The 3,129-nt window shown below is 37.5% G+C and carries 3 protein-coding genes; 1 reads left to right on the forward strand and 2 read right to left on the reverse strand.

Annotation, left to right across the window (positions count from 1 at the left end):
* Window positions 1-869: patatin-like phospholipase family protein (locus Q0A18_RS04855; RefSeq protein ID WP_292009047.1), on the reverse strand; the 869-nt coding region annotated here is incomplete at its 3' end.
* A 187-nt stretch (window positions 870-1,056) separates the two neighbouring features.
* Window positions 1,057-1,557: a M15 family metallopeptidase gene (locus tag Q0A18_RS04860; protein WP_292009048.1), complete on the reverse strand. Its 501-nt coding sequence runs from the start codon at window positions 1,555-1,557 to the stop codon at window positions 1,057-1,059.
* 257 nt (window positions 1,558-1,814) lie between these two features.
* On the opposite strand from Q0A18_RS04860, the gene Q0A18_RS04865 reads away from it, so the two are divergent.
* A complete protein-coding gene (locus Q0A18_RS04865; protein ID WP_292009049.1) occupies window positions 1,815-3,119 on the forward strand; it encodes a Y-family DNA polymerase in 1,305 nt (434 codons plus the stop codon).
* Window positions 3,120-3,129: the final 10 nt, after the last annotated feature.

Below are 3,129 nucleotides of genomic sequence, written 5' to 3' on the forward strand. Positions count from 1 at the left end.
TGATTACGTTGTCCCAAGGTCTGAAACATCTGTGAGATCTGATAATCAACCGTTTCGGCATTGGAAGACATCAGAATATCAATGATAGGGTTTACCCATCCTATTTTTCCTGCTTTCTGAAGTTTTTTAAAAGAATAGCTTCTCGACTCAAGACCGGTTCCAATAGAAATGATGATCATATCATTCGCTATGGGATAATTGGCTTTCTGATGGTTTTTAAAAACTTCGGCAAAAGGGATTTTTCGGGCTTCCGCATAGGCACATAAAGTCGGATTATTGGCAAACATTCCTCCGTCAATCAGGCTGAAAGTCTGGCCGTATTTAGATTTGATCTGTACGGGACTGAAATAGGTGGGAGCTGCTGAGGTGGCTCTGCAAATATCCTTTACATAAAAATTATCGGTACTGAGATGAGCTTCCCAGGAGTTAAAAAGTTTAGCTCTTCTGTTTTCTATATCATAGCTGGTAATTAAACAGGGTTTTATCAGTTCTTTTAATTCTAAATTTCCAAAAAAATCATTCAGGTTTTTTTCAAGGGCTTCCTGGGAGATCTTTTCATTTACCAATCCGAATGGATTGATCAGCTTTTCCCAAAAAGAGACCTGAAATATATCACCGCCTTTTTCAGCGTACAGTTCCAGTCCTTTTTGAATGGAATATTTTGCTTTCCGGTGTTCATCAGGGCATAAGATAATCGATGCTATTAAAGCGCCCGTACTGCTTCCGGCTACCAGATCAAAATAATCCCCGAGTTTGGCGCCCGGCTTATCATGATGCTGTAATTGCTCCTCTATGTAACGTAGAATAATACAGGTAATAATGCCCCTTATTCCGCCACCGTCTAAAGAAAGAATGGTTGTCTTTTTCATGTAATGTTATTTGCTTTTTTATAAGAAATTAAATAGTTTTTATGACCGGATAATCTTTTTCAATCAGGAAATAACAGTTTTTCTTACAGGGATTTCTTCATTTGTTTTTGGTGTTTTCTTCTGAAGCAAAGGTAGGCGTGGGAAGCGACAGAACTTGTCGTGTTATAAATTAATTGTGAAAAAATAATTACAAAATCACATACCCCTCTCTATCCCTTTTCATTTTAATAAGAGTTCTCCAGCTGGTCTTTATTAATCCTTTTCCGGTGGAAATGTTTTTCTTTTCAAAATGAGGCATATCTTTGAATGTTTTCCAGTTTCCGCCCCAGTCCCAGCCATGTCTGGCGAAGATTTTCACACATTCATACCAATCGGCCACCTGATCATTATCCCAGTCTTTTGCGGTATCCCAGCTTGCCGTTTTTTGGTTGATAATAAGGCAGATGTCTACGGCTAAACCATAATTGTGAATACTCTGTCCTGCTTTGGCATTGGTTACCTTTTTACCATTAGTAATTCTTCCGATGGCATACAGCTTTTCCTGTTCTTCAAATGAGCGTAATCCCTGGGTAATCCGCACTTTTGCAGGGCCGGTCAGAGCCTCATCACATTCTTTAATAATTTCTTTTACTTCTTCCCTCACAAGGGGATGGAGCTTTTCAATTCTTTCTAAGGTTACTTTGTCCATTTCTTTAAAATTTTTACGTGTTTGTGAAACAAAAGTATAGCGCTATAGCGACGGAACTTGACGCATTAGAAATTAATTTCAAACCTTCATTAAAGCATTTATGGTACTGAAAAATCGGGGTTTTGAAGACAAAGTTCGTAGGTTAATGCGACAAAACCTGACGTATTTACAATGTTTTAACAGCTTGTTTTTTAGTTGATTAATTGTTATGTTAAATTTTAAAAACATGCTTATTTTGTGTTTTGAAAGCTCTAATTTTGTTTCAGAATATTTATCATCTCATCATGTATGCCCTCGTAGATTGCAACAGCTTTTTTGTTTCCTGTGAAAGGTCTCTGGATCCGTCACTGGAGAATAAACCTGTGGTCGTATTATCCAATAACGATGGCTGTGTAGTTTCCTTAAGCAGAGAGGCAAGAGATGTTGGGATAGTAATGGGTACGCCCGCATTTAAATACAGAGATCTTTTCAAAGAGCATGGTGTAAAAAGTTTTTCTGCCAAATTTGAATTATATAATTTCAAAAGTCAGCAGGTCATGGGAATTGCAGCTTCTTATGTAGCCCGCGAAGACTATGAAATCTACAGTATCGATGAGCTCTTTTTAGATCTTCACAGCTTTAAATATATCAATATATATGATTATTGCCTTGCCATTAAGAATGATATCCGTTCACAGGTGAATATTCCCGTCAGTATAGGTATTGCCCCTACCAAAACTTTGTGCAAAGTAGCCAATAGAATTGTGAAGAAATATCCGGAGCAATTTGATGGAGTCTATATTCTGGACACTACGGAAAAGATAGAAAAAGCATTAAAATGGCTTGATATCGGTGATGTATGGGGAATTGGCAGAAGATTAAGCGTGAAAATGAAAGATCACGGTGTGCATAAAGCGTGGGATCTGCTTCAAAAACCTGAAATATGGGTGCGGAAAATCATGGGCATTCATGGAATAAGAATGATTAATGAGTTGAAAGGGATCCGACAGTTGGAGATCGAAACTCCTTCGCCTAAAAAATCGATAGCGGTGACCCGCAGTTTTATGGAAATGCTGACTAAAAAAGAAGAGGTAAAAGAAAGAGTGGAAACCTTTGCGATGTATTGTTCCGAAAGACTGAGGAAGCAAAATACATGCTGTAAAATAGTTACTGTCTTTGTGCAGACGAATCGGTTTCGGAAAGACTTACCCGAATATAAGAATGCAGTAACCAGAATAATGCCTAACCCTACTAATTCTTCTATTGTAATCGGACGGGTAGTGAATGAACTCTTTGAGGCCATTTATAAAGAAGGATTTCATTATAAAAGAGCGGGAGTTATAGTTAATGATTTTGTCCCTGAAGATGAAAGGCTAATCAGCCTGTTTGATGAGGATGAGCAGAACCGGCATTTACCGGTGATGAAAGCTATGGATAAGCTAAACAGAAAATTTGGTAAAGACAAGGTTCGTCTTGGAAATATGAGTGGAGAAAATACTTTTGGAAGAAGACATATTTCTTCAGAGTATGAAATATTTTTAAAAAATAATGTACTTCCTGAAGCCAGTTTCAGATTTCATTAAATATCTTCAA

The organism is Chryseobacterium sp., assembly GCF_022712095.1.
Lineage (GTDB): Bacteria > Bacteroidota > Bacteroidia > Flavobacteriales > Weeksellaceae > Chryseobacterium.

What these genes read in the sequence shown, in the direction of transcription:
- Q0A18_RS04860 (WP_292009048.1), bottom strand. Translation starts at nt 1,557, where the DNA reads ATGGACAAAGTAACCTTAGAAAGAATTGAAAAGCTCCATCCCCTTGTG.